25 protein-coding genes and 3 pseudogenes are annotated in these 23,858 nt (G+C 60.1%); 19 read left to right on the top strand and 9 right to left on the bottom strand.

Annotated features, from left to right (window positions below; all coding sequences use genetic code 11):
* Positions 1-175: 175 nt before the first annotated feature.
* Together NKH23_RS29125 and NKH23_RS29120 are read right to left on the bottom strand one after the other, a co-directional pair.
* On the bottom strand, positions 176-739 hold the full coding sequence (locus tag NKH23_RS29125) for an RES family NAD+ phosphorylase (protein ID WP_353015403.1): 564 nt from the start codon (positions 737-739) through the stop codon (positions 176-178).
* Between the two features lie 9 nt (positions 740-748).
* Positions 749-1,087 carry a hypothetical protein gene (locus NKH23_RS29120; protein WP_352785429.1) on the bottom strand — a complete coding sequence of 113 codons (339 nt, stop codon included), beginning with the start codon at positions 1,085-1,087 and terminating at the stop codon, positions 749-751.
* A 344-nt stretch (positions 1,088-1,431) separates the two neighbouring features.
* On the opposite strand from NKH23_RS29120, the gene NKH23_RS29115 reads away from it, so the two are divergent.
* Together NKH23_RS29115 and NKH23_RS29110 are read left to right on the top strand one after the other, a co-directional pair.
* Entirely contained in the window at positions 1,432-2,106 is a 675-nt protein-coding gene (locus tag NKH23_RS29115; protein WP_353015406.1) for a protein-L-isoaspartate(D-aspartate) O-methyltransferase, read from the top strand.
* Between the two features lie 747 nt (positions 2,107-2,853).
* Positions 2,854-3,006 carry a hypothetical protein gene (locus tag NKH23_RS29110; protein ID WP_353015409.1) on the top strand — a complete coding sequence of 51 codons (153 nt, stop codon included), beginning with the start codon at positions 2,854-2,856 and terminating at the stop codon, positions 3,004-3,006.
* Between the two features lie 50 nt (positions 3,007-3,056).
* On the opposite strand, the gene NKH23_RS29105 is transcribed toward NKH23_RS29110, so the two are convergent.
* Both NKH23_RS29105 and NKH23_RS29100 read right to left on the bottom strand, forming a co-directional pair.
* Positions 3,057-3,326, bottom strand: coding sequence for a DUF6455 family protein (locus tag NKH23_RS29105; RefSeq protein WP_352978153.1), 270 nt, complete (start codon positions 3,324-3,326; stop codon positions 3,057-3,059).
* A gap of 133 nt (positions 3,327-3,459) precedes the next feature.
* On the bottom strand, positions 3,460-4,218 hold the full coding sequence (locus tag NKH23_RS29100) for a universal stress protein (RefSeq protein ID WP_353015595.1): 759 nt from the start codon (positions 4,216-4,218) through the stop codon (positions 3,460-3,462).
* A 323-nt stretch (positions 4,219-4,541) separates the two neighbouring features.
* Between NKH23_RS29100 and NKH23_RS29095 the strand changes: the two genes are divergently transcribed.
* On the top strand, positions 4,542-6,029 hold the full coding sequence (locus NKH23_RS29095; protein ID WP_353015597.1) for a PAS domain S-box protein: 1,488 nt from the start codon (positions 4,542-4,544) through the stop codon (positions 6,027-6,029).
* Positions 6,019-6,633, top strand: coding sequence for a response regulator FixJ (gene fixJ / locus NKH23_RS29090; protein ID WP_353015411.1), 615 nt, complete (start codon positions 6,019-6,021; stop codon positions 6,631-6,633). Before NKH23_RS29095 ends, fixJ begins: the two co-directional genes overlap by 11 nt.
* Here the strand turns inward: fixJ and NKH23_RS29085 are convergent.
* Positions 6,630-6,854 carry a hypothetical protein gene (locus NKH23_RS29085; protein ID WP_352593954.1) on the bottom strand — a complete coding sequence of 75 codons (225 nt, stop codon included), beginning with the start codon at positions 6,852-6,854 and terminating at the stop codon, positions 6,630-6,632. The two genes, fixJ and NKH23_RS29085, sit on opposite strands and share 4 nt — an antisense overlap.
* A 276-nt stretch (positions 6,855-7,130) precedes the next feature.
* Between NKH23_RS29085 and NKH23_RS29080 the strand changes: the two genes are divergently transcribed.
* The 6 genes and pseudogenes from NKH23_RS29080 (at position 7,131) to NKH23_RS29055 (ending at position 12,070) form a co-directional block, all read left to right on the top strand.
* Entirely contained in the window at positions 7,131-7,577 is a 447-nt protein-coding gene (locus NKH23_RS29080; protein WP_352978037.1) for a pyridoxamine 5'-phosphate oxidase family protein, read from the top strand.
* Positions 7,578-7,737: 160 nt separating this feature from the next.
* Positions 7,738-8,187, top strand: a complete 450-nt coding sequence (trxC, locus tag NKH23_RS29075) for a thioredoxin TrxC (RefSeq protein ID WP_353015412.1) — start codon at positions 7,738-7,740, stop codon at positions 8,185-8,187.
* A 12-nt stretch (positions 8,188-8,199) separates the two neighbouring features.
* A pseudogene (locus NKH23_RS29070) lies at positions 8,200-9,456 on the top strand (MgtC/SapB family protein).
* Between the two features lie 154 nt (positions 9,457-9,610).
* Positions 9,611-10,201 (top strand): NAD(P)H-dependent oxidoreductase, encoded by a 591-nt coding sequence (locus NKH23_RS29065; RefSeq protein ID WP_353015413.1) that lies wholly within the window; start codon positions 9,611-9,613, stop codon positions 10,199-10,201.
* A gap of 53 nt (positions 10,202-10,254) precedes the next feature.
* Complete coding sequence (locus NKH23_RS29060; RefSeq protein ID WP_353015415.1) at positions 10,255-11,193, top strand: MFS transporter; 939 nt, start codon at positions 10,255-10,257, stop codon at positions 11,191-11,193.
* A 430-nt stretch (positions 11,194-11,623) separates the two neighbouring features.
* Positions 11,624-12,070: a pyridoxamine 5'-phosphate oxidase family protein gene (locus tag NKH23_RS29055; protein WP_353015417.1), complete on the top strand. Its 447-nt coding sequence runs from the start codon at positions 11,624-11,626 to the stop codon at positions 12,068-12,070.
* 220 nt (positions 12,071-12,290) lie between these two features.
* Here NKH23_RS29055 and NKH23_RS29050 read toward each other — a convergent pair whose 3' ends face one another.
* The 3 genes and pseudogenes from NKH23_RS29050 to NKH23_RS29040 all read right to left on the bottom strand — a co-directional run.
* Positions 12,291-12,638 (bottom strand): hypothetical protein, encoded by a 348-nt coding sequence (locus NKH23_RS29050; protein ID WP_352637945.1) that lies wholly within the window; start codon positions 12,636-12,638, stop codon positions 12,291-12,293.
* 2 nt (positions 12,639-12,640) lie between these two features.
* Positions 12,641-13,219 carry a hypothetical protein gene (locus NKH23_RS29045; RefSeq protein ID WP_353015420.1) on the bottom strand — a complete coding sequence of 193 codons (579 nt, stop codon included), beginning with the start codon at positions 13,217-13,219 and terminating at the stop codon, positions 12,641-12,643.
* Between the two features lie 321 nt (positions 13,220-13,540).
* Positions 13,541-14,688: pseudogene (locus NKH23_RS29040) on the bottom strand (glucoamylase family protein); the annotation flags it as partial.
* Between the two features lie 111 nt (positions 14,689-14,799).
* Between NKH23_RS29040 and NKH23_RS29035 the strand changes: the two are divergent.
* Complete coding sequence (locus NKH23_RS29035; RefSeq protein WP_353015422.1) at positions 14,800-15,447, top strand: helix-turn-helix domain-containing protein; 648 nt, start codon at positions 14,800-14,802, stop codon at positions 15,445-15,447.
* A gap of 318 nt (positions 15,448-15,765) precedes the next feature.
* Positions 15,766-15,915 carry a hypothetical protein gene (locus NKH23_RS29030; RefSeq protein ID WP_353015424.1) on the top strand — a complete coding sequence of 50 codons (150 nt, stop codon included), beginning with the start codon at positions 15,766-15,768 and terminating at the stop codon, positions 15,913-15,915.
* A 227-nt stretch (positions 15,916-16,142) separates the two neighbouring features.
* Here the strand turns inward: NKH23_RS29030 and NKH23_RS29025 are convergent, their stop codons facing one another.
* Positions 16,143-16,385, bottom strand: coding sequence for a hypothetical protein (locus NKH23_RS29025; RefSeq protein WP_353015426.1), 243 nt, complete (start codon positions 16,383-16,385; stop codon positions 16,143-16,145).
* Between NKH23_RS29025 and NKH23_RS29020 the strand changes: the two genes are divergently transcribed.
* The 7 genes and pseudogenes from NKH23_RS29020 to NKH23_RS28990 all read left to right on the top strand — a co-directional run bounded on the left by NKH23_RS29020 (position 16,380) and on the right by NKH23_RS28990 (position 23,848).
* Positions 16,380-16,787 (top strand): hypothetical protein, encoded by a 408-nt coding sequence (locus NKH23_RS29020; RefSeq protein WP_353015428.1) that lies wholly within the window; start codon positions 16,380-16,382, stop codon positions 16,785-16,787. The genes NKH23_RS29025 and NKH23_RS29020 overlap by 6 nt on opposite strands.
* Before the next feature lie 93 nt (positions 16,788-16,880).
* Positions 16,881-20,306: an acyl-[ACP]--phospholipid O-acyltransferase gene (locus NKH23_RS29015; RefSeq protein ID WP_353015430.1), complete on the top strand. Its 3,426-nt coding sequence runs from the start codon at positions 16,881-16,883 to the stop codon at positions 20,304-20,306.
* Between the two features lie 467 nt (positions 20,307-20,773).
* Positions 20,774-21,117 (top strand): annotated as a pseudogene (locus tag NKH23_RS29010) (ATP-binding cassette domain-containing protein); the annotation flags it as partial.
* 263 nt (positions 21,118-21,380) lie between these two features.
* Positions 21,381-21,581 (top strand): hypothetical protein, encoded by a 201-nt coding sequence (locus NKH23_RS29005; protein WP_352719831.1) that lies wholly within the window; start codon positions 21,381-21,383, stop codon positions 21,579-21,581.
* Entirely contained in the window at positions 21,578-21,793 is a 216-nt protein-coding gene (locus NKH23_RS29000; protein ID WP_352719833.1) for a hypothetical protein, read from the top strand. The genes NKH23_RS29005 and NKH23_RS29000 overlap by 4 nt, the downstream gene beginning before the upstream one ends.
* Positions 21,794-22,554: 761 nt before the next feature.
* Entirely contained in the window at positions 22,555-23,670 is a 1,116-nt protein-coding gene (locus NKH23_RS28995) for a Fic family protein (protein WP_352719835.1), read from the top strand.
* Positions 23,654-23,848 carry a hypothetical protein gene (locus NKH23_RS28990; RefSeq protein WP_352719838.1) on the top strand — a complete coding sequence of 65 codons (195 nt, stop codon included), beginning with the start codon at positions 23,654-23,656 and terminating at the stop codon, positions 23,846-23,848. The genes NKH23_RS28995 and NKH23_RS28990 overlap by 17 nt, the downstream gene beginning before the upstream one ends.
* Positions 23,849-23,858: the final 10 nt, after the last annotated feature.

The following is a 23,858-nucleotide window of genomic DNA, read 5'->3' as shown; positions in this document are numbered from 1 at the left end:
TTCATGCGCACGGCTCGCAACCTTCTGGGCTGATTGGCTCCTGGGCTGGCCGCCTATTTGCGCAAAAGCTCGATCTCAGGCGGGATATTAACGACGTCGCCCGGTTCGTCATCGGTTCTACCAATGACTGGGGCGTTCACTCCCACGACAGCGGCACTCGGCATCTTCCCTTACCTCAACGATCGTTCGTTCGTCTGAGTTCGTTTCTGCGAGTGCGCCAGTCTGCCCAATCAACCGGCTCGGAGTTGACGACCCTTAAATCGGCTGAAGTAAACCGCTCTGTGAAGAGCACCAGGTTCTGACATGGCCAGCGCGCACTCGGCGCCAAGATGCCGTCGAAGCCGAGAAAGGCGGCTGCATCACCGATCTCCTGCGTTCGTTCGTAGCTCAGCGACCCATAAGTTTCGGGCGAGACTCCGAGAGCCTCCAATGCAGCAAGATCGGCTATCCTCAGCGTTCGTTCGGTGCGGACCAAAATCCGGTGAAGAACCGACCGAATTTTCGAGGGAAAGACAGGTTGCCGACTGAGGTGGAAATGGATCTCCTCTAGAGCGCCTTCGCGCTCGAGGGAGGTGTAAAGGACATCGAAGGTGCCCGGATCCCATCGAGCGCGAGACGGATAGCCTTGTAGAGGCTCCCGCTCTTCCCGCACGATGCGCCACACTTCACCTTCAAACGAAACGCCGGCATGAGCATCGAGCGCGTCGAGCAGATCCGGATCGCGCGCGCGCCGCTCCACCCGAAAGTCTCACACGTATGCGCCGGCGTCGAGCCGCTCAATTACAGCCAGAACTTCCTGCGTCCGGTCCGCATTGATGAGATCGATGGCACGCTCATTGTTGAGGAGCGGATGACGCGAATGCAGCCAAAGCCGCGTTTCGTCGGCTGTGTAAAAATCCGACAGGCGCTCGACGACGTAGCGCAGATCCGCGATGACCGTCTGGGTCCGCAGATTTGGGGAACCGTTACCATGGGACCACCGCGATACGGTCGCCGTCGACACGTCAACGATGTTGGCTATGTCCTTGCCCTGAAGTCCACCGCGTGAGCGCAGATCATCCAGAATTCTCACCACCGCTGTGCTCATGACATTACCCTACCTGCTCTAAGCAACTCTGGCGCCGTCGCCTGCCGGCGCGGCGGAACCAGTGCACGTGGTTGGCCCGCAACTAAACGACATTCTTGCCCATCGGGCAAACACTCAAAGCCAACAATTACAGATTGATTTCACGAATGTCAATCTGTGAAACCATTTCGTAACGGACTTGTTTCGGGGTCGCCGGTCGCCGCCGCAGATAGAACGTAACGCCCAATTCGCCTCCGCTCGCCATGAGGACACCCGCAACTGGAAACGATGGCGGGCGTTTCTGTGACGAACGGGCTATAAGGCTATCTGTGGCAGCGAGCCTGGTTGAGGAAAGCCCAACCGTCATGAAGCCAATGACCGAAGAGCATCTCGCGGTGCTACGCAGGCACATGGTTGAGATGATTGCAATCTATACCGACCTTGCAAGCGAAGAACTTGGCAAGGCGGCGCTCGATCAGCGGGTGATGGCGGCGATGCGCCGGGTGCCGCGGCATCTCTTCGTGCCGGCCTCGGTCGCGACTTATGCCTACCAGGACACGCCCCTGCCGATCGGTTTTGACAAAACCGTCTCGCAGCCTTTCATCGTCGCTCTCATGACCGATCTCCTCGCGCCGCAACCGCATGAGGCGGTACTCGAAATCGGCACCGGCCTGGGCTACCAAACCGCAATTCTCGCCGAGCTCGCCGGGCAAGTTTGGAGCGTCGAAATCATCGAGGAATTCGCAAGCCATGCGGAGGCCCTCCTGCAAGGCCTCGGCTTATCCAATGTCGGCATTCGTGTCGGAGACGGGTCTCGCGGCTGGCCCGATCACGCCCCATTCGACAAGATCCTGGTCACGGCAGCGGCTGAGCGGACACCGCCGGCTTTACTGAAGCAGCTCAAGCCGGGGGGACGCCTGGTTCTGCCTTTGGGACCTGAAGAAACACAGTTTCTGACTGTCATCGACAAGGATGCGGCAGGGCAACTCGAGACGCGGCAGCTTATCCCAGTTAGGTTCAGCCGGCTCGAAACGGGCTAATGAAAGGTGCAGACAGCCGCGGCCGGTGGTTACATCGTCACACTAGATGCCAGGATTCAGTCCGTCTTCACCATCGGAGATCGCGAAATCGATTCTTATCGGACTCCGCTGGGAACTGTCGGAAACTTATGAGTCTTTCCCGACATGCAAAATTGCTCTGCGGACGTTCGCCTGACGGCCGGTGTTGTCAGCACTGAGTCTTGGTATTTACCTTGAGGCGACCGCTTCGAGTGATGCCTCTACGCGGCCGTTCTTTTCCATACTATTCCGCAATGCAAGGTGGTAGTAGGCGTTAACCGCTCGTGAACAACGAGAGGGGTCGACTGCGCCGACGACCATTTTCTCGTGGTTTCTCAGGAGCTCTCAATGGATTGGAGTGCAGCTCGTTCTCTTAGGCGTACTCTTCAATTCCTCGCGTTTTAGGCGGCGCTCGCTCCGGTCTCTGCGTTTGCGCAAAGCTCCAGCGGTGACGTAAGCGCGAGTGTCCGGAGGCAGGTGCTCAGGCATTGGGAGGTGCGCTTGCCGGTGCAACCGTCGAACCGTCATCTGGTGTAATGCGGGCGTCGCTGCCCATCGCGCTTCCACGTGCCCGCGGTGCGTCGCAGCCCGGCCTTGCGCGGCGGCAATGTAACCAGGGCCGAGTTTTGCGTTAGCGGAGAAACGCTCCATGACCCAGCAACGAAACGCTACGCCATCTTCCAATGCATACCTCGGCAGCAGGCACAGCCCATCGAGGTGAAACGCAGCATGGCGAAACTGATGGGCGTCGGAGTGGACAAATACGCCAGAACCTATTGTCATCGTTTTTACGACGCGTGGGCCGACGGTCGATACACCTATGAAGACTATCTGACCCTGCTGAAACCGGGGAGACCACCCTCGAAATTTCTTAAAGGTTGATCACTTGCGCGCCGTTAGTGACGCGAACTGCCATTTGACCGGGGACGCTCCTATCGCTGACCGGCCGCATGCTGCAGCCGCGCGATCAGGTCGCGATTGCGGCAATAGTCTGGCGGATCGTCGGCTTGCTGCTGCTCGTCGAGCCAGGTCGAGCATTCGTCCTGGTGCCCGCAGGCGCGGCAGCGGTCCACCGCCCGATTGGTGACGGCTACATTGTCTGGAACGATCTTCAATTGTTTGTCGACGCCCAGCTTCCGCATCATGCGGCCCATCAAGGCGGTCCTGGCGTCAACTGAGATCAGGTAGTCGAGAAAAGTCATGTCGGTCACTCCCGTTTCCCGCCATATCATTGTCATTCGGCGACCGCTGCATTGATCTCGGTCAACTGGCTGTCTGCGGACGATGACCCTCGCGTGAATGCCGCAACTGGCGGACTTGCGATGCGGCCGGGGGTCAATACGACATGAGGCGGTTGATGCTGCTTTCTTCGATCAGCGTGCGCGTGACTCCACCGAATGCCCATTCGCGCAGGCGGCTGTGGCCATATGCGCCGGAAACGACCAGGTCGGCGTTGATTGAGCTCGCAAATGCCAACAGATGCTCACCGTCAGCGTCGCCGCGGATGAACTCGGTCCGCGCCATGATGCCGTGATGCTCAAGAAAGACTGCGACATCTGCGAGGCTGTCACGGATGCCGTCGTCGCGCTCGCTGTCGATTGTGGCGATGACGACGTCGTTGGCCTTGGCCAAGAAGGGCAATGCGTCGGTCAGCGCCCGTCGCGTCTCCCTGGTGTCCTTCCAGGCGACCAGCACGGTATTTGCCATGACGTGTTCGATATGGCTTGCAGCGGCGAGTACTGGCCGGCCTGTGCCGAGTACAAGGCTACCGATATCGACGGTGCGATAGACATTTTCTCCTTTGTCGCCGCCGGTCACGATGAGGTCGGCCGCACGGGCCGAAACGCTGAGGAAGCGCGTCGGGCTGTAGACGGCTTGCCCCCATTCGCTTGAGATCGAGGCAGGAACCAGCCTCTCGAAGTCGGCGCGCAGTTCGGTGAGCCGTTTTTCGATTTCCGTTCGCTGGATCTGCATGATCTCGCCTTCGTAGACCATACCGTCGCCAGTCGCGACCAGAGGCGGGACATCCGCAGCCGCGAGGCCGATAAGGTGAGCGCCGAATCTTTCAGCAAGTTCAACCCCGAGGCTCACCATGGCCGCAGGAGGTGCATCGATGGCGAGGTTCACGGCATTTGTAGGACACTGGAGGCGCCTTTCGCTGGAGCAGTTGAATGCAGCATGAGGTGCATTGGCCTGCGGCGCCTTGATGCGCGTCAAAGTGCATTACCAACCGGCTTGATCGCGACTATTTGGCATCATGGTTTTGCGTGTGCAGATAGAGCGATGAATGATAACTAGACTGCGTTGCGGGTTCCCTGATCAAAGGGCTTGATTTGGACGACAGACAAACACGTGACTTGTCGACCGACGTTCGCGGCCAGGGGCAGACCACGGCCGAACACGACCGGCTGGCCCAGATGTTCGAGCAAGCCCCCGGTTTCATGACATTGATGCGTGAGCCGGGTCATGTCTATGAGTTGACCAACGCCGCCTATCAGCGCCTGATCGGCCAAAGGCAAGTGATAGGAAAGTCGGTACGCGAGGCCCTGCCCGAGCTCGAAGGTCAAGGTTTCTACGAACTGCTGGACCAGGTGTACGAAACGGGCGAACCCTACAGCGGTCAGGGCGTGAAGGTCGCCCTTCGCAACAGCCATGACGAGCCGGTCGAAGAGCGCATCCTCGATTTCGTCTATCAGCCCATCAGGGCCGACGACGGTCGCGTCACGGCTATTTTCGTCGAAGGCACCGATGTTAGCGAGCTCTCCTTTGCGAACGCCGCCCTCCGCTTGCGCGAAGATCATTTGCGTTCGATCCTGGCAACGGTGCCCGATGCAATGGTCGTCATCGACGAACAGGGCCGTATTCAATCCTTCAGCACGGCTGCCGAAACGCTGTTCGGCTACCAGTCGAGCGAGGTGCTCGGACAAAATGTCAGTCTGCTGATGCCGTCGCCCTATCGCGAAGAGCATGACGCTTATCTCCACCGCTATCTGACGACCGGTGAACGCCGCATCATCGGGCTCGGCCGCACCGTCACTGGAATGCGTAAGGATGGCTCAACCTTTCCCATGGAACTTGCCGTCGGTGAAATGCATCCTGGGACCGGCCGCTTCTTTACCGGCTTCTGCCGGGATCTGACCGAACGCTACAGAGCGGAAGCAAGAATACAGGAGCAGCAGCAGGAGCTTCTACACATGGCGCGGTTTACCGCGCTGGGCGAAATGGCTTCGACATTGGCGCATGAGATCAACCAGCCTCTCACGGCAATCACGAACTATCTTAAGGGCAGCCGCAGGCTTCTCGAAAAAAGCACGGAAGAGAACGCGCCGATGTTGAGGGAGGCCGTGGAAAAGGCAGCGGAACAGGCCTTGAGGGCCGGAGACGTCATTCGCCACCTTCGGGACTTCGTCGCAAGAGGCGAGAGCGAGCGCCAGGTCGAACGCCTGCCCATACTGATCGAGGAAGCCTCGTCGCTGGCCCTGGTCGGTGCAAGAGAAGTAGACGTGCGCGTCAGCTACAAGCTTGATCCCGCCGCCGAACTGGTCTTGACCGACCGCATCCAGATTCAGCAGGTTCTGCTCAACTTGATGCGCAACGCGATAGAAGCCATGCAAGGCGTGCCACGCCGCGAGTTGCAAGTCATGACCGTGGCCCGTGACGACGGCATGGCAGAGGTAAGCGTGATCGACACAGGCACTGGTCTCGCGCCGGAAGTCTCCGCACAGCTTTTCCAGCCATTTGTCACCACCAAGAAACAGGGCATGGGCGTCGGCCTCTCTATTTGCCGTACAATCGTTGAGTCGCATGGTGGCCACATCTGGGCCGAGGCAATACCGACTGGAGGAACCGCGTTCCGGTTCACCTTGCGCATCGTGGAGAAGGAAGAGGTCGCCAATGACCGGTAACCATCTTGTGCACGTGGTCGACGACGACGTCGACGTTCGCAAATCGCTCGGTTTTCTCTTGGCGACGGCTGATTTCGCCGTGCGCCTGTACGAATCGGCGACAGCTTTTCTGGCTACGGCCACGGGCAATCTCGACGGCTGCATTGTGACCGATGTGCGCATGCCGGGCATTGACGGCATCGAGTTCCTGCGACAGCTCCGGAGCCGCGGGCATACGCTTCCGGTCATCGTCATGACGGGTCATGCCGATGTGGCCCTCGCTGTTCAGGCGATGAAGGAAGGTGCCGCCGACTTCATCGAAAAGCCGTTTGACGACGAGGTGCTGATCGAAGCGATCCGCTCCGCATTGGACAGTCGCAATCGGACGGAGGCGACACACCCACAAGGCGTGGAAATCCGTGGTCGTCTGGCGGCCCTGTCGGAGCGGGAGCGACAAGTGCTGGACGGGCTTGTGTCCGGCCTGCCGAACAAGACGATTGCCTATGACCTCGGCATCAGCCCGCGCACGGTCGAGATCCATCGCGCCAATGTCATGAGCAAGATGGCCGCGAGCAGTCTGTCGCATCTCCTGCGCATGGCTTTGGTTGTGGAGTCCAAACGTTAAAGCGAGTCAGTAAGAGACCTGTGGTTGTTTGCCGGGATCGTATCCGGCACCCAGTCTCGCCAGTGGGTCGGGTGAACGTCGATGCGTGCGCGGGTGGCGGCGTTCTTCCAGCCTTCCCGCTCCTTGATGCAAGGAAAGACAAGCGCATGTTCGCCGTCCTCGTCGAGGACGGCCAGTTCCAGCTCACGATCGAACGGAGCGCTTGAGATCGGCTTCCACATCATCCCCTATGATGGGTGGGAGCAGCAGGCCCCGCCTTGATCTGGATCATGTTCCAAATCCCCACTCCGGCATGGACGCTGACAACTAACATGGGCCGCCATGCGAGTCGCCGGCGGGCCCAGCCACGGTTGTCGATTCGTCTGTCGGCCGACCGACTCCTTGATCGTGATCAATGACCTCCCCTGCGGCAGGGCTACGATCCGCGACGCCGAATATCAGAGTCGATGGAGCACCGGCGACACCGTGCTGTCACAAAAAAACAGGAGATCGCGCCGATGCTGATCCGCACGCTTTCTGCTTTGGAATGTACAAAATTGCTGACGGCCAACCGGGTCGGCCACTTGGCATGCGCCAAGGATGGACAGCCCTACGTCGTGCCATTCTACTATGCCCACGCCGACAATCACCTTTATGCATTTTCCATTCCGGGCAAAAAGGTCGACTGGATGCGTGCCAATCCGCTGGTGTGCGTCCAGGTCGATGAACGCGGCCAAGGACGGGCATGGAGAAGCGTGGTTGTCGACGGTGTCTATGAAGAACTGCCTGACCGGATCGGCTACAAGGTTCAGCGCGACCATGCGTGGTCGGTGTTGAGCAAACACGTCGACTGGTGGGAGCCTGGCGCTCTGAAGCCGGTTACGCCTCCTGTTTCGGACAGCACTCCGCATGTTTTCTTCAGGATCGTTATCAAGCAGGCATCGGGTCGGGAAGCAAAGGAATAGCGTGCTTCCCGTCCGAACACCGCGGGCGCACAGCCGCTGTGGATTGTGCCTTGCAATCCGTTTTCACGTCAATTCGTCCATCGCGCAAAAAAACATTGGAAGTCCCAGCCAGCTTGGGGATAGGCATTCTCTAGCGCATGTATACCAGTGGTGAAGGGCGATGGCGCAGGAAAATCTGGTGGTGTGCAGCAAATGCGGCGGAATCAATCGACTGCCGCCAGCGCGCGATGCCAAAAACGCAAAATGCGGAAAGTGCGGGAAAAAGCTGTTCTCAGGCCACCCCGAGGACGTCGATGCACGAACCTTCGATCGTCAGGTCAAGCGAGGCACCCTTCCCGTTGTCGTGGATGTCTGGGCGCCATGGTGCGGGCCCTGCAAGATGATGGCGCCCGCATATGAAGCCGCAGCAAACGAACTGGAACCGCATGTTCGGCTGATCAAGCTCAACTCCGATAATGAGCAGGCCGTTTCAGCCAGGCTCGGCATTCGCGGCATCCCGACCATGATCCTGTTCCATGGCGGACATGAGGTTGCGCGCACATCCGGCGCAATGACGTCGGGGCAGATCGTCAGGTGGATCCGCGACCACCTGCCTATGGCCGGCGCCTGAAGTCTTCAAATCGTGGATCCGCTCATCGCCCGGCTCGGACTTGCACTGACCATAGGCCTGCTCGTCGGACTGGAGCGTGGCTGGCGAGAGCGGGACGCGCCCGATCGCAGCCGGACGGCCGGAATTCGAACTTACGGCATATCCGGTCTGCTCGGCGGTATTCTCGCAGCTCTGGCCGATGCTCTCGACGCAGTGTCCGTGCTGGTCGGTGGTTTCATCGCCTTTGCGGCAATCTTCGCCTGATACAAGGCGCGTGAGGCAGCCCATGATGAGGATTTCAGTGTCACGGCGGTAATAGCAGCCCTTTGCGTATTCGCGCTCGGTGCATTGTCCGTCGCTGGCGATTACCGCGCCGCTTCTGCCGGAGGAGCAGCACTCGCGGCCATCCTTGCCAGTCGGGAAGTCCTGCACGGCCTCCTGAAGCGGCTGACCTGGATCGAGCTTCGTTCCGCGCTGATCCTGGCTGTGATGAGCGCGATCGTCCTGCCCTTGCTGCCAAACCGGACGATGGACCCATGGGGCGGTTTCAATCCGTGGGAAATCTGCTTCCTGACGGTACTGATCGCATCGATATCGTTCGCCGGCTATGTCGCCGTTCGCGTCCTGGGGACCACCCGCGGCCTGCTCGTCAGCTCGCTCGCCGGCGCGATCGTCTCTTCCACCGCCGTAACCGTGGCGCTGGCCCGCAACGCCGTGTCGGCAAGCAATCCTCTGCCGCTCGCTGGCGCGGCGTCGCTGCCCGCAATGGTTTCCTTGCTACGCGTCTGCGCCGTGGTTCTGATCGTCGAGCCAAGCGTGTTCCCTTCGGTCGGCATTCCCGCAATTGTCGCGGCGCTCTCCTTCGCTGTTTGCGGAGCATTGCTGCTGGCTCGGGACAGCGGGGATCGCAAGGGTGCCGCCGTCGCGCGCAATCCCTTCGACCTAGGCCCGTTGCTGCTCTTCGCCCTGCTGTTTGCGATCGTCGCGACCGCGAGCGCTGCATTGGCTGCTCAATTCGGCGGACGCGGCTTGCTGGCGAGTTCGGCGCTTGCGGGCACATTCGATGTCGATGTCTCGGTGCTCAGTGCCTTGCGCCTGGTCAAGCATTCGGTCCCTGTCGAGACCATTGGCCAGGCGGTGCTCGCGGCGCTGGCAGCAAACGCGATCTGCCGCCTGTCGCTGGCCGCATTTGCCGGCCCGATCAGGTTCTGGTTGCCGCTCGCAGGTGCAACCCTCGTCGCCGCAATAGCCGGCTACGGCACGATGTTGCCGCCCTCGACCTTCTGGTAGCGCCGAGAACCGGCCTCTTTGATGCCGATCAAGGGCCAAGCCGGACAGCCGTTTTATGAAACTCCGCGAAGGAGTACGCCATGATCAGCTTGAAGGGTCACGCCCCGAAATTACGGCACGTCCGGTTGCTGCCAAGCCGCCTCGGAGGTAACCCATGCCGCGGCGCATCTTGATTGTTCTCGGCCATCCCGATCCGTCGCCACACCGGCTTTGTCGTAATCTCGCCAGGGCCTATGGCGAAAGTGCAGAACTGGCGGGGCATATGGTCCGCCGGGTCGACCTCGCGGCACTCGATTTTCCAATGCTTCGGACGGTGCAGGAGTTCGAGCACGGCGCGATTCCCGACAGCCTAAAGGACGCCGCTGAAGCGATAGTCTGGGCGGAGCACATTGTATTTGTCTTTCCGCTGTGGCTCGGGACCGTGCCGGCTCTGCTCAAGGCTTTTCTGGAACAGGTGATGCGGCCGGGAACTGCCTTTACCTACCCGGACAGGGGTGGCGGCTTGCCCAGGAAACTGCTCCGCGGCCGCTCCGCTCGGGTCGTGGTCACGATGGGCATGCCGGCCGTTCTTTACCGGCTATGGTTCCTCAGTCACGGCATTGCCGGCTTGCGGCGGAGCATTCTGCGTTTCGCCGGCGTGAGCCCGGTGCGCGAAACCTTGTTCGGCATGGTCGCGGATGCCACCGATACGACGCGGGCGAAATGGTTCGAACAAATGCGCAGGTTCGGTGAGCGGGCGCTTTAGCACGATCGTCTTCAACCGGAACAGCAAAACTCCCCTCTCGCACGAATGCAAAGGTGGGCGACCGTGAGAATTGGCACGGCTTTGCGAAGTGCCGGTCAGCAAAGGCTCGCCCGCCGACGTCGCAATGGGCCCTGAGCGCACTGCTCGCCTCGGCCTTTGTCGTTGCGCTCGGCTACGGAATCGTCTTGCCGGTCCTGCCGATGATGGTCGAGCGGCTTGCCGGTGCGACAGATCCGACATTCAATGCGCGGCAGATTGGCTTCCTGACTGCTGCCTATGTCGCCGCGCCGGTGGGCGCCGCTTTCCTCTCGGGGAAGTGGTCTTATTTGATCGGGCGCAGATCTGTCCTTGTCGTCGGTCTGATCGGCTTTGCCATCACCTTGGCCGCTTCTGCGCTGGCCCCAAGTCTGCTCGTTCTTTATGTCGGTCGGATATTGAATGGCGGCTTCGCGGCTGCCGTGGGGCCAACGGCTCTTGCGTTCATTGCCGATACCCAAGGCGGGGACGATCGCCGCACGAGGGCGTTCGGCCGGATGAGCATGGCATCGATCGCAGGCTTCGTGGTCGGGCCCACACTTGGCGGGCTCGCGGTGGGACTGAAGCTTGATTTGGGCGTCGCGGCTGTCCCGCCACAGACCGTTCCCTTCCTTCTAGCGTCCGGCCTCGCCGTAGCGGCAGCGCTTGGTGTGTGGTCTGTGCTGCCTGGAAACCTGCTGCCCGGCCCCGTGTCGAGGCGAGCAAACCCGGGTCATCAATGTTCGCACCCGGAGAGTTACGGCTGCTCGCTCTTGCCGCCGTGGCTGCGGCAGGGCTTGGCGCATTCGAGGTCGCGCTCACCCTGCGAAACGCCGAACTCGCAATGGGTCCCGCCGCGCTCGGCCTCATGTTCGCAACATGTAGCGTTGTCATGTTCGCGGTCCAGGGACTTGTCTTCTCGCCGCTCGTCAACCCGGCAGCGGCGAGGCTGCTTGTGGCTCCTGCCTTCCTGGTGATGGCGATGGGTCTGGCGGTTGTGCCGATACTTGCCGGGCTCACGGAAATGCTGTTTGCGGTTTCCGTTGTTTCGGCTTCGGCCGGCGTGATCAGCCCGCTGCCCGCCTACTGGTGTCGCGCATCAGTGCACGACGCCAAGGTATGGAACTCGGCATCGAGTCGGCAGCGGTCAGCCTCGGGCGCTAGTGGGCTCCGCGGCCGCCGGCCTGCTGTTCGGGTTCCCCGGGCTGGAAGGCGCCGCCTTCTTCGCCTCTGCCGCAGCAATGGGCCTCGCCGCGATTGCAACCCTGAAGCTGCCGCTGCCATTGGCGCGCGCACATTCCGAGGCGCGGTCGAGCCCTGCCGATCAAGCGGACGCAGCAGTTTGATCCACGTCATTGCGAGTGCGGCTGCCAAGATGTGAAATACAAAAAACAGGAGATCGCATCGATGCTGATCCGCACGCTGTCTTCACTGGAATGTACGAAGTTGCTAGCGGCCAATCGTATTGGCCACTTGGCATGCGCGAAGGACGGGCAACCCTACGTCGTGTGTTTCAACTACGCCTACGCTGACACTCACCTCTATGCGTTTTCCTTGCTAGGAAAAAAAGTCGAATGGATGAGAGCCAATCCCTTGGTGTGCGTCCAGGTCGAGGAACACGGCCAAGGACGCGGATGGAGAAGCGTCATTGTCGACGGCCGCTTTGAAGAACTGAGTGACCGGACCGGCCACGAGTTTCAACGCGGTCATGCATGGGCAGTGTTGAGCAAGCACACGGACTGGTGGGAGCCTGGCGCGCTCAGGCCGATCACACCTCCCGTGTCAGACAGCACACCGCACGTTTTCTTCCGGATTCTCGTAGAAGAAATTTCGGGCCGGGAGGCAATAGAATAGGCTGTTTTCCGGTAGATTGACGCGTTGCACGGAACGCAAGCACCTGGCTGACAGTGGATTGCGCCGGGCCGATCGTTTTCAGCCTTTGAATTCTCAGCTCGACATTTCGATCGGCGCCGATGATCGCGAACGTGCCGGTGGCAAGGGGAAGCTATAGATCGCGCGAACTTGGCCGCTTTCGATGGACCAAGCCCGCGCCCAACTCAAGTAAGTTTCTTCTCTACCTGCCCTGGATGAGGTCCATGACAGGCGGGAACGTCAGCAATACGCCTACCGCCAGCAACGCGAAGGACACAGAAAGGACCTTTGTCATTTCCACGTTCTTTGGGGCCCACCTGCGCGAAAGGATAAACCAGGCAATCAACCAGACGATGACTGCGCTGGTCGAGACGCCGGACAAGGCTCCGGTTGGTGTATAAAACGTGAAAAAGTGGTTGAGTGATGTAAAGGCATCGCCGGCCAAGGCGAATATCCCCATAGCGGCAGATCCAATTCCAGCGGCCAGGATGGCGGCCGCACCGGGACCGTTGGGAATCTCGTCAGGCCTGATAGGCTTGATATTGGCCATGACTATTCGCCCTCCTGTTCACCGGCGATGATCTCGATCATCGCGCCACCACGAACCGGAGCGTATTTGTTGAGAAACGCCCCGAAAGCACCCGCTACACCAGTCGCCACGAAGGCAACGACTGCGAAGCCGATGACGGCCGTGCGGATTTCTTTCTGCCTGGCCAAAGCCGGTCCGTATTTGGCGAAGACATAGGCGACCATCGTCATGGCAATTGGCGCAAGCCAAGCCACGTGTTCTTTCCACTCCATGCCCAAGCTATGCCACGCGGATGTCTTCGGGTCGGAGGTCAGCAGAAATTTTGGATAGTCGGCCAAATCGGTAACCCCTGGGGGCACCGCCGCTCGATACCACGGATATACTATGTAGGCACCCGACAGCACCGCACCCCAGGCAAGGAAGACCATTATCGAGAGATAAAGCAAAAGCAGATTGTGTTCTCTGGCGCTTGGGATGGATGGGGCTCCAGGCGCAGACATTCGATAAAGTTCGGCAAGCGCCGCCGAAAACGCCAGCATGAACAGCGCCCCAAACCCCATGCCGTGGAATACTGTCATAAGATCGCGAAAAGAGATTTCCATGATGGCACCTCCCGACATCAACAGCTGTTTGATTAAAGCCGATGGTTGACCTTTCCGCTTTGACTGGGATCAATTTGCGATATTTGGTGGCTTCATTTCCTGCTTCGTCATCCAAGGCACCTAGCCGCAGCTATTGGCGGCCGGTGCCGATAAGGTCGCGAGCACGGATTCGATTCCGCATCCGTCGACCGTGATTTCCATCGCCGGGTTGCTGGCCGGGGCCAGCGCCGAATTGTCCGGGAACGCTTCGCCAAAGGAAAGGTCGTGACTACGACGCTCCCCTGTTTCAGGGCTTTGTTCATTCCTCCGAGGCCAAGCCGATCACGCAGTTGGCGTCGGACCTGGTTCAAGCTCCCTCAACCAGCCGCCCTCGAACTCCGCCCGTTGCAAGCCGCTGCGGATATACCGGCACGAGCGCATCAGCCGCCACAAGAGGCCGCTGCGGTCGTTCTCGATCATCAGGACAACCGGGCCTTCGTTGAGGCCGAAGTGCCAAGGCGAAACCCACCATCCAAAGGCGTTGCCGAATGTCCCCGGATGCGTCGGGTTGAAGGCCGCCTTGAAGCCATAGGCCTTGGCGGCCTTGAGCTTGGCCTGATGGATGCAGAAGCTGATCGCCGGTCGGACGATTTCAGGAGCAAACGGCAAGGATGCCGCGACAGCCCAAGGGGCGAGCGTGCCATCGTCGGGACCATAAGGGACACCGCGCCCGACATAGCCCTCGAACCGGCGCTCGATGCCGTTCAAGTTGAGTGTCGAAGGGCCGGGACCCTCGCTTGCGGTGATGCCCCAACAGTTTTCGCCATAACCCTCGAATCCACGCGGATTGTCCACGGCGTAGCGCTGCTGGACGAAGGTGGCGCGTCGGCTGTTTTCGAAATAGTCGCTTCCCTTGCAGCGCATGAAGGCATCCTGCACGCCACGAAAATCGATCCATACGTGCGAGAGCTGGTGGATGAACAGCGGTCCGGCATAGAGGTAATCGTAGCCGTAGCAGCTCTCCCATCGGAAGGTCGCGGTCCACGCAGTGTAGCTGCTCGGGGGCAAAGGGTGTGTCGGCGAACCTAGTCCCAGGACATAGAGCAAGAGCGCTTCGTCGTAGCCTTGCCAGCGATATTTCAGGAACCCGTGCTCAGGAGTCCAGCCATGAGTTACGGTGTCTCCCCCGTCCTGTGCCCAGCGCCAGTCGGCCCGGTGGAGAGCGCTTCCGCTAAGCCGCGGATCTCGGCTTCGGCCTCGGTCTCTTCGTCGAAATACTGCCCTGCAGCCAGCGCGCCAGCCAGCAGCAACGTGCTGTCGATGGTCGACAACTCGCATTGCCAGGCCCGTCGGCCGGTCTGCATGTCCAGGAAGTGGTAGAAGAAGCCGCGATATCCCGTGGCGTACGGTTCCAGGCCCTGTGGGCTGTTCCAGAAGAAGCGCAAGGTTGTCAAAGTGCGTTCAACAGCCGCGGCTCGCGTCATGAACCCTTCACCGCTTTCCCAGTCAAGCACTAGGTAGTTTCCCGTAGGGATAGAACCGAATTTCGCGACCTGCTGATTCGCGCGATTGCTGTGTTACGGATCAACCGGGAAACAGCCATGCACGCCCAATCGAGCTCCAGAATGTCACTGCCGTCGCACGCCTTACAGTCGAGCCTGCCTACGGCATTCGATCCGACACCGCTACAGCCGGTCAGCTTCTTTCGCTGCGGTTCGGAAATCTATGCGCAAGGTGAAAAGGCCGGAGCCTTCTATCAGGTCGAGTTTGGCGCCGTTCGTGTTTACCGCCTGCTTGCGGACGGTCGCAGGCAGATAAGTGCCTTCCATCTGGCCGGAGAGACATTCGGTTTCGAAGCCGACACCACCCATCATTTTTTCGCCGAAGCCATCAACGCCGTGGGTGTCCGCGTCTTCCGCTTTGCCATTGGTGCGGATCTCTCCCGTCAGCTGCTGCCGTTGGCTCTCAAGGGCCTGACGAGAGCGCAGGAACATCTCTTGGTTCTCGGCCGTCAGAATGCCATCGAACGCGTCGCCGCGTTCCTGGTCGACATGGCGGAGCGGCAGGGCGGCTTGCGACAGGTCGAACTGCCGATGTCGCGCATGGATATCGGCGATTATCTCGGCCTCACCATCGAAACCGTGTCGCGGGTTTTCACCCGGCTGAAGGACAAAGGCGTCATCCGCCTGCTCAATCTGCGCAGCATCGAGATCATCAAGCACGACGTGCTTCATGCGATGAGCGAGTGAGGCTACTTGGTCACTTGCCGCGCGTGGCAGACCGTAAGCGTTGCCGCTTCAAGCCCAAACGCTCGCGGAAGGGTCAGCAATAATACACAGGCACGGGATTTCAGTTCGTTGGCGGTGCGGGCAAGCGGCTCGGTAGCCGATCTCGTTGTACTCAACAACTCGACATGAAAGCGGTGCTCGCAGCTGCCAACGAGGCTGCGGCGTTTACGAGCCGGCCGGCTGATTGGACAGCCCGCGAAGCGCGGCAACTCGCGTGCGCGCTTGCCGCTCGACCCCTGATGAGGATCCCACTGGGACGCCGATTCAGATGGCCTGTCTTTGAACGCCGCCAAGCAGGCCTACGACCGCTTCAACCGGGCAACCGCAGCCGACCCCCTGCAGATGATGGATACCTTCGTCCCAGTTGAGGTGGGTGACGTCGAATTGCCCCTCGCATTTTCGGCAAGCATCCCGGCAATTTCGCCGTGATGAGGGCTCCGAGTTTGGACGATGCAGGCGCTGTCAACCTTCTGCAAGCCAGCACCGTCGTCTGTAACAAGGACGCCTCAACCACGAGGGCGCGGCCGCCATCGAAGCGAGTTATCTCAGCACTCGCGGTGAAACCGCAGCCCTCTTATGCCGCGTAACGGCTAATTTCAGCCGGCTTTGGTGACTCGAGGTTCAATCGCTGTGGGGCTTTCGGGGCAAGCGCGCAGCTAGGCCGCCTTCTTAATCTCCGCGACCTGAACGCCCAGTCGGAACGCCTGACCGTCTGCAAACGAACGCGCGTAGCTCTCAGATGTAAAAGGGACCGTGGTGGTGGTGCCGTTGACCGTCACGCGAACCGACCACCCGTTGTCCCTAACGATTTCAACGGCATGTTGCTCATGCGCAGCCATGCATTCCTCCCAGAATGGTCCGTTGAGGATGGAGGATAGCGTCGTGAAACTGGTTTGCATGCAAATAATCCGACACCGCGACGTCGAAATGTCAAAACACGCACAGCCTCGCAAGACCGGCTGATTGTATCGAACCCGGAAACAGACCAACGCCGGCGCAACCTCACCCTGAAACCAAAAGACAATATCGATGAACTCCAACAGCTATGCTCCCAAGGATTCAAGCGCCTGCAAACGTTGACCACGCCCACTTTCGCTATCGCCGCTTGGATGATGACGGCCGCATCAATTTCATGGGGCAAGCATAGCCGCCAAGGGGTTCTGCCCGATGGCCGCGACCAGGCTCGTGGATACCTCGAACCATCACCAAGACACCGCGAGACGCGGAAGAGGCAAGCCGCTTCATCAACCGGCAACACCGAAAAGCTGCTGATCAATGTGAGCCGCAGTAACGAAGCGTAATCGGGTTCCCACTACAAAAAGGCTCAAACCGCGCAAGACCGCTGATCGATCCGACCAGGATCTTCAACGGTCTGCCCAATGGAAGTCGCCGCTATGGAAATCGTCACGAACAACCCTACGAACAGGCATCTGATGACTTCACGGCGTTTTGCGCCTCTCTTCTGGACGCAGTTCCTGTCCGCCTTCAACGACAATTTCCTCAAGAACACGCTGGTTTTCCTTATTCTGTTCACCCTGGCGGCGGACAAGGCGGCATCACTGGTCACCCTGGCGGGTGCCGTCTTCATGGCTCCTTTCCTGCTCCTGTCTGCCCTTGGTGGCGAGATCGCCGACCGGTTCGACAAGGCGCTCATCGCCCGTCGGCTGAAATTCACCGAAATCGCGGCAGCTGCTGTCGCAGTCGTTGGGATCGCGCTGTCGTCGATCCCGGTGCTGATGATGGCGTTGCTCATGTTCGGCATCATCTCGGCACTGTTCGGACCGATCAAGTACGGCATCCTGCCGGATCATCTCGAGCGCAAGGAATTGCCCCGCGCCAATGCCTGGATCGAATCGGCAACCTTCGCCGCCATCCTCGGCGGCACTATCGCCGGAGGCGTCGTCTCGGCCGATGGCATAGGCGTCTCGGTCTTCGGGCCGATGATGATGATCCTCGCCATCGGTTGCTGGTTTGTCAGCCGATACATTCCGTCAACCGGTTCTGCTGCACCCGACCTCCTTATAGACAGGAACATCTTTCGCTCGACGTGGCGACAGGTCAACGGCTTGCGTGCAGACAAGCGGATCTGGCGCGCCGGACTGATGACCTCGTGGTTCTGGCTGATCGGGGCCATTGTCCTTTCGATCCTGCCTACGTTGGTCAAGGATTCGCTCGGTGGCGGAGAAATCGCTGTCACCGCCTATCTCGCGGTGTTCGCCGTCTCGATCGCCATAGGCTCTGCCATAGCCGCATGGATGTCGCAGGGCCGCATCGTGCTCTTGCCAGCCCCGGTTGGCACGGCGTTGATGGCACTATTCGGCTTGGACCTGGCCTGGACCATCTGGAGTATGCAGCCTTCGGTCAGGGCCGAAACGCTCGCAATATTCTTCGCCGGGCCAAACACGGTCCATGTTGCGATCGACCTTGCCGGCATGGCTATTGCCAGCGCCTTTCTTGTCGTGCCGACCTTCGCCGCCGTACAAGCCTGGGCGCCCGAAGCCAGCCGCGCTCGCGTCGTCGCCGCCGTGAGCATCGTCAATGCAGGCTTCATGACGGTGGGCGGCATACTCGTCGCCGCGATTCAAGCAGCGGGCGTCTCCACTGGAGGTATCCTGTTCGGCCTCGCCGCACTCAACGTGGTCGCCGCCTGGCTGATGCTGAGATATCTGCCAACCAACGCCTTCCGCGACTTCGTTTCCATTCTGTTCCGAGCCTTCCATCGTCTGGAGGTGGAGGGGCTGGAAAACCTCAAGGCGGCCGGCCCGGCACCCATCCTGGCGCTCAACCATGTCAGTTTCCTCGACGGCCCGCTGGCTTTGACTCTGACCGATGAGGAGCCGGTGTTTGCCATCGACTACACCATCGCCCAGGCCTGGTGGATGAAGCCGTTTATGAACCTCGCCCGCGCCCTGCCGCTCAATCCGGCCAAGCCGATGTCGACCCGCACGCTTATCAAGGTCGTGCAAGGCGGCGATCCGCTGGTCATCTTCCCCGAAGGCCGGATCACCGTGACCGGCGGCCTGATGAAGGTCTATGACGGTGCCGCCATGGTGGCCGACAAGACCGGCTCGATGGTCGTGCCCGTGCGCATCGACGGCCTGGAGAAGAGCTATTTTTCGCGGCTGACCTCGCAGCATGTTCGTCGCCGGCTGTTCCCGAAGGTCAAGGTGACCATTCTGGAGCCCGTCAAACTTCAAGTAGCGCCGGATCTGAAGGGCCGGAAGCGCCGCGCAGCGGCGGGCGCTGCCCTCTACCAGGTCATGTCGGACCTCCTCTTCCGCACCCAGGACATCAAGAAGACCGTGCTGGAGAAGATCATCCAGACGGCGAACGAACGCGGCATGAAGCAGCTGGCCGTGCAGGACCCGGTCACCGGTTCGCTGAGTTACGGCAAGCTGCTGACAGCGGCTGCCGTGCTTGGCGAGAAATTCGAACATCTCTATGCCGGCCAGCAGACGCTCGGTATCATGCTGCCCAACGCTAATGGCGCCTGTGCGACACTGCTCGGCGTCATGTCGGCCGGCAAGGTTCCCGCGATGATGAACTTCACTGCCGGCGCGGCCAACATCCTCTCCGCTTGCAAGGCCGCCGAGGTGCGCACCGTGCTGACCTCGCGCGCCTTTGTCGAACAAGCGAAACTTGGCGCCGTGGTCGAGGAACTCGGCCGCTCGGTCGATATTGTGTGGCTTGATGATCTGCGGGCCACTATTGGCCTCAAGGATAAGCTGCTCGGCCTTTTGCGCAAAAGCGCACCCCGGGTCGCCCGCAAGTCTGAAGATCCGGCGGTGATCCTGTTCACCTCGGGATCCGAAGGCACGCCCAAGGGGGTGGTGCTCACCCACCGCAACATCCTGGCCAATGCCGCGCAGGCCGCCTCGCGTATCGACTTCCATTCGGGCGACAAGGTCTTCAATGTGCTGCCGATCTTCCATTCCTTCGGCATGACGGCGGGCACGGTGCTGCCGCTGATCTCGGGCGTGCCGGTCTATTTCTACCCCTCGCCGTTGCACTACCGGATCGTGCCGGAGCTTGTTTATGCCTCAAACGCAACGATCATCTTCGGCACCGATACGTTTCTTGCCGGCTATGCCCGCACCGCACACCCCTACGACTTCCGCTCAGTGCGCTACTGCTTTGCCGGCGCGGAACCGGTCAAGCCTTCGACGCGCGCGACCTATATGGAAAAGTTCGGCCTGCGCATCCTCGAAGGCTACGGCGTGACCGAAACCGCGCCGGTGATCTCCATCAACACGCCGATGTACAACCGCTCCGGCAGTGTCGGCAAAATCATGCCGGGTATGGAGTATCGCCTGGACCCGGTGCCTGGCGTCGAGGATGGCGGGCGGCTTTTCGTGCGCGGGCCCAATGTCATGGCAGGCTATCTGCGCACCGAGAAGCCGGGCCTGCTCGAGCCGCTCGAAGACGGCTGGCATGACACCGGCGATGTCGTCGCCGTCGACGATGTCGGCTTCATCACCATTCGAGGCCGCGCCAAGCGCTTTGCCAAGATCGGTGGCGAGATGATCTCGCTGGCCGCCGTCGAGGCGCTGGCGGGCGAATTGTGGAAAGGCTCGCTCTCGGCGGTCGCCGCCGTGCCAGATGCGCGCAAGGGCGAAAAGCTGATCCTCATCACCGAGGCCGTCAACGCCACGCGTGCCGAATTCCTGGCCTTCGCTAAGGCCAACGGCGCCATGGACCTGATGGTGCCCGCCGGAGTGCGCGTCGTTGCGAAAGTGCCCGTCCTCGGCTCGGGGAAGCTCGACTTCGCCGCCGTGACAAAGATGGTGCTCGGCGCAGAGATGAAGATTAACGCCGCTTGAATGGCCGACGAACCAAGCTGCCCGCTTTCCCGCGCAGTCCCCTCCACTTGCCGCCCGCGTAGTAACGCCGGTACTTCACTAGGTCCCGCAAATCACAGGATGTGAGGCGGTCGTCTCTGTCTGACCTTTGGAAACTTAAACATATAGCTATCCCGATTGCCGAACTCAGGGCGAGCAGTTCTGGACCTCGCAGAACGGCAAGCGGGGGTGGTGACGCCGCCAGCGTGCTCGGACGCTGATCAAGCTTGAAAGCCAGGGCAAACTGCCCTGTCGCTTCCTCGCCGGCGCGGATCCAATCGCCACGGCGCTGAACAGTCAATGACCACGGACAGCTTGCCGCGGCTCTTAGCGGCTGCGACCACGGGCCTGGGCGAGTCCTCGACGAGGCGCGCGCGGAATGTTCAGGGTTCAGGCTTATCCGTTCAAGAATATCCGTGGCGTTCCGGTCTCAATGAGCATTCTTGAGCACGGCAGCGCTGGTGAACCTCACGGCGCGCTCGATCGGCCTGTTTCGGAACTTGCCTGTGGCGAGAAACAGCGGCTGCAAATCGGTCTGGCGCTGACAACAATCGGTTGGCCTGCTCCTACTCGACGAGCCGCTTGCCGGCATGAGCCCGTCACGCACGATGATCATCATTGACCTCGCGTGGATTCGCTATTTGAGCTGGCCGAGAAAGTAACCGTCCTGCAGGAGGGCAGGAAGCTGGTCGAAGGCATGCCAGGTGAGATCCGACCGCTGCGAAGGATGATTCGGCTCGAGGAGCGGAGCCTCACGCAGGTCTCTGCCGTTGAGATGGAGGAGGTTGAATAGGTGGAAGACCTTGGGCGGCATCTCGACCGGCGTGGGCATTTGGAATTCGACAAAGGACAACCGGCCAAGGCCAGGCTCCGTAAGCATGCACCCGCACTCCAAGCACTGCCATCGCATCAAGAGGCATGCCGAATAAATTTTCACCAATATTGCGGGCTGAACGGCTAAGCAACGGTGAGCAACCGTACGTTTTTTAAATTCAATTGAAGCCAATCAGGAATAGACTATTATCCCACCGGGGCGTGTTTTTTGGGGTGGGTTGGATGAGCAATGTGCAAAGGGTAACTCCAGTTCTAGAACAAGCAATCGCTGCACTTCTAAACAGGGCCGAGTATGGCAACACAGTTTCGATCAAAGCAGCACTGAAGGAAATTAGGCAGGCTGCGCCTTATTTGGTCGCATCCGACGAAGAGCTAACCGAGGCGGTCGTCGAAGTATCTGCTGCCATGGGCCTGTCTCAATGAGTGGCATAGCCTATCCTGGCGATTTGGCTTTGTTGAAACAGGTCTTTGATCGTGTCTGCGCCGAGGCAGGTATCTCGGTTAGTAGCGAGCAGGCGGAGCGCCTGAGCGTGACCGCAATGGCACTCTTCTCGGACGGTGAGTTCGACGAGGCTGTTCTTTATGAACGCCTTCGGCTTGTTGCCCGCTCTCTGCCGAGAAAGGACCGAGCATGACTCCCATCATCGGGAAGCCCTAGCGAGCGTTGTCCGTCCATAATGAACCTTTGTCGATCGACGACGTGGGCCGATCAGGGCAAGCGATCCGGCAGCAATACTGTGAGGCGAAGGGTATGCGGCATGCGCCGAACTTCCCTGTGCGCCGGTGTTCCACCGCGTGAAAAAAGCCCGCCGCACGGTTGGGTGCGGCGGGCCGGACGGGCGCTGTTGCACCAAGCGGGGGACTAGGGTGGGCGGGCTTGCCAGGTGCGCGCGGGCCGTAGGCAAACTTAGGCGCATGAGTTGCTATACGTCTAGCAACCGCCAGTTGGACTGGCCCGAAATCAGGGTTCCAGTGCCAAGGGACAGGACACTTCCCGGAGCCCAGCCCCAAGGCCCGTCGGGGCCGGCTCCGTGCTCCAGCCTACCGGTTCAGATCCGAGCCGTGCCCACATCTTGAACAGGCAAAGCCGCGAGCGCCTGTGAGGTACGAACCGCCGCTGACTTCCATAATGACGCTACACGTGTCGGCCCTTGATAGCTGCGTGAGGGGAGCTGTGCGAAAGACCGGTTCTCGGGGCGCCTCAAGCTATGTCCTTCAACGTTTCCAGCGGCCCTTTCGGAGCCGACCTGGGTTGGATCAACTCCGGCGCAATCAGGAAAACCTGCGGTGCCGCCGGGGGGTGTTGACCTATCCGACAGGACCTTGAGGCATAGCGAGGATTGCTATAGCTCACCTTTCGTGGCATCATGAGTTATAGAAAGGTGCTCTATAACTCATGGTATGGAATTGGGAGCAGGCTGACTGGCCGCATTTTACCTACGATAAGAAGGTATTGGAACCGCTGGAAAGCGAGTTCCTGTTGCGATCGGGCGAGTTCCTGGGCGTCTTTCGTCATGTCGGTGCCAACGATCGCGACCAGATCCGCATCGATCTTATCAGCGAAGAGGCCTTGAAGACATCCGCGATTGAAGGGGAATACCTCAACCGCGAGAATCTGCAATCATCCTTACGCCAGCAACTTGGCCTGGGAAGCGAGATCAGGCACATTCCGCCGGCCGAGCGCGGCATCGCTGAAATGATGGCCGATGTTTACTTGCGTTTCGCCGATACACTCTCGCACCGCACCCTCTACGCCTGGCACAAGATGGTGATGTCGGGTGAGCGGGGTATCGGGACCATCGGCAGCTACCGCCAGCATGCCGATGCTATGCAAATCGTTTCCAATCGGCTGGATAAGCCCAAAGTGCATTTCGAAGCGCCGCCGTCGGCCCGGGTGAAGACCGAAATGGACGCCTTCGCGGCTTGGTTCAACGAAACCGCGCCCAAAGGCAAGATACCGATTCCGGCGTTGACGCGTGTCGGAATCGCGCACCTTTATTTCGAGAGCATTCACCCATTCGAGGATGGCAACGGGCGCATAGGGCGTGCCCTCTGCGAAAAGGCGTTGGCGCAAAGCCTGGGTGAGCCCAGTCTCATCGCTTTGGCGTACACGATTGAACGCCACCGCAAGGCCTACTACGACCATCTGGAGGCCAGCAACAAGAGCAACGCGATTACGGATTGGCTGCTCTACTTCGCTAAAACGATCCTTGAAGCGCAGCGCGTAACGCTTGCCCGTGTCGAATTCTCCGTCGCCAAGGCCAAGTTTTACGAACGCTACCGCGGTCACTTCAACGAGCGCCAGGAAAAGGTCATCACCCGGATGTTCCGCGAAGGTATAGATGGTTTCAAGGGCGGTCTCAGCGCCGAGAATTACATCGCCATCACTCAGGCATCTCGCGCGTCAGCGACAAGAGATTTGCAGGACCTCGTTGCCAAGGGTGCACTGATTAGAACTGGCGAACGACGATACACACGTTACGCATTGAACACTCTTGCTGGCCGAGCGTAAACCACAACAGGGCAGAAGAAGCGGGCTGTCGAAGAGCCTGCCTGCCTGGCACCGTCAGCACCCAGTAGAAGCCGAACAGCGGGCGAAGCTGATGTTCGACCACCGGCGCGTGGATGAAGGGCAGAAATCGGACGTTGATTTGTTCGTCTATGTGACGTACATTGTTTGCGAAACATAGACCACGACAG

It is taken from the genome of Mesorhizobium sp. M1328 (assembly GCF_040318075.1).
GTDB lineage: Bacteria > Pseudomonadota > Alphaproteobacteria > Rhizobiales > Rhizobiaceae > Mesorhizobium.
The sequence above is the reverse complement of the archived record's forward strand: the minus strand, read 5'-3'. Positions and strand labels throughout refer to the sequence as shown.

What these genes read in the sequence shown, in the direction of transcription:
- NKH23_RS29045 (WP_353015420.1), bottom strand. Translation starts at nt 13,219, where the DNA reads ATGGAAATCTCTTTTCGCGATCTTATGACAGTATTCCACGGCATGGGG.
- NKH23_RS29050 (WP_352637945.1), bottom strand. Translation starts at nt 12,638, where the DNA reads ATGGCCAATATCAAGCCTATCAGGCCTGACGAGATTCCCAACGGTCCC.
- NKH23_RS28995 (WP_352719835.1), top strand. Translation starts at nt 22,555, where the DNA reads ATGGTATGGAATTGGGAGCAGGCTGACTGGCCGCATTTTACCTACGAT.
- NKH23_RS29085 (WP_352593954.1), bottom strand. Translation starts at nt 6,854, where the DNA reads ATGTGGAAGCCGATCTCAAGCGCTCCGTTCGATCGTGAGCTGGAACTG.
- NKH23_RS29065 (WP_353015413.1), top strand. Translation starts at nt 9,611, where the DNA reads ATGCCGCGGCGCATCTTGATTGTTCTCGGCCATCCCGATCCGTCGCCA.
- NKH23_RS29025 (WP_353015426.1), bottom strand. Translation starts at nt 16,385, where the DNA reads ATGCAAACCAGTTTCACGACGCTATCCTCCATCCTCAACGGACCATTC.
- NKH23_RS29105 (WP_352978153.1), bottom strand. Translation starts at nt 3,326, where the DNA reads ATGACTTTTCTCGACTACCTGATCTCAGTTGACGCCAGGACCGCCTTG.
- NKH23_RS29015 (WP_353015430.1), top strand. Translation starts at nt 16,881, where the DNA reads ATGGAAATCGTCACGAACAACCCTACGAACAGGCATCTGATGACTTCA.
- trxC (WP_353015412.1), top strand. Translation starts at nt 7,738, where the DNA reads ATGGCGCAGGAAAATCTGGTGGTGTGCAGCAAATGCGGCGGAATCAAT.
- NKH23_RS29115 (WP_353015406.1), top strand. Translation starts at nt 1,432, where the DNA reads ATGAAGCCAATGACCGAAGAGCATCTCGCGGTGCTACGCAGGCACATG.
- NKH23_RS29095 (WP_353015597.1), top strand. Translation starts at nt 4,542, where the DNA reads ATGTTCGAGCAAGCCCCCGGTTTCATGACATTGATGCGTGAGCCGGGT.
- NKH23_RS29055 (WP_353015417.1), top strand. Translation starts at nt 11,624, where the DNA reads ATGCTGATCCGCACGCTGTCTTCACTGGAATGTACGAAGTTGCTAGCG.
- NKH23_RS29100 (WP_353015595.1), bottom strand. Translation starts at nt 4,218, where the DNA reads ATGGTGAGCCTCGGGGTTGAACTTGCTGAAAGATTCGGCGCTCACCTT.
- NKH23_RS29120 (WP_352785429.1), bottom strand. Translation starts at nt 1,087, where the DNA reads ATGAGCACAGCGGTGGTGAGAATTCTGGATGATCTGCGCTCACGCGGT.
- NKH23_RS29000 (WP_352719833.1), top strand. Translation starts at nt 21,578, where the DNA reads ATGAGTGGCATAGCCTATCCTGGCGATTTGGCTTTGTTGAAACAGGTC.
- NKH23_RS29110 (WP_353015409.1), top strand. Translation starts at nt 2,854, where the DNA reads ATGGCGAAACTGATGGGCGTCGGAGTGGACAAATACGCCAGAACCTAT.
- NKH23_RS29005 (WP_352719831.1), top strand. Translation starts at nt 21,381, where the DNA reads ATGAGCAATGTGCAAAGGGTAACTCCAGTTCTAGAACAAGCAATCGCT.
- fixJ (WP_353015411.1), top strand. Translation starts at nt 6,019, where the DNA reads ATGACCGGTAACCATCTTGTGCACGTGGTCGACGACGACGTCGACGTT.
- NKH23_RS29035 (WP_353015422.1), top strand. Translation starts at nt 14,800, where the DNA reads ATGCACGCCCAATCGAGCTCCAGAATGTCACTGCCGTCGCACGCCTTA.
- NKH23_RS29080 (WP_352978037.1), top strand. Translation starts at nt 7,131, where the DNA reads ATGCTGATCCGCACGCTTTCTGCTTTGGAATGTACAAAATTGCTGACG.